At 50.2% G+C, this 636-nt stretch carries 1 pseudogene; it reads left to right on the forward strand.

The annotated features are described in order from the left end of the window. Positions 1-636, forward strand: a pseudogene (locus B3S86_RS15070) (DNA-directed RNA polymerase subunit beta); the annotation flags it as partial.

Consider the following 636-nt stretch of genomic DNA (forward strand, 5'->3'; position numbering starts at 1 on the left):
GGTACAGGTATGGAGTACGTGTCTGCAAAAGACTCAGGAGCCGCTGTTGTTGCGAAGCACGCAGGGATCGCTGAGCGCGTTACGGCGCGTGAAATCCTTGTCCGTCGTACGACGGAAGTCGATGGCAACATCGTCGAAGGTGAACTCGACCGTTACAAGATTCAAAAATTCATCCGTTCTAACCAAGGAACGTGTTATAACCAAAAACCAATCATCAAAGCAGGCGACCCAGTCGATAAAGGCGAGATCCTTGCAGATGGTCCATCGATGGACGGTGGGGAACTTGCGCTTGGTCGTAACGTACTCGTCGGTTTCATGACATGGGATGGTTACAACTATGAGGATGCTGTCATCATGAGTGAACGTCTTGTCAAAGACGACGTCTACACATCGATCCACATCGAAGAATACGAATGTGAGTCGCGTGATACGAAACTCGGACCGGAAGAAATCACACGTGATATTCCGAATGTCGGTGATGATGCCTTGAAAAACCTCGACGATCGCGGAATCATCCGCGTCGGTGCGGAAGTCAAGGACGGCGATATCCTCGTCGGTAAAGTTACGCCGAAGGGTGTAACGGAATTGACAGCGGAAGAACGTCTTCTTCATGCAATCTTCGGTGAAAAAGCACGT

Origin of the sequence: Exiguobacterium sp. UBA3968 (assembly GCF_002385115.1) — a bacterium.
Classification (GTDB): Bacteria; Bacillota; Bacilli; order Exiguobacteriales; family Exiguobacteriaceae; genus Exiguobacterium_A.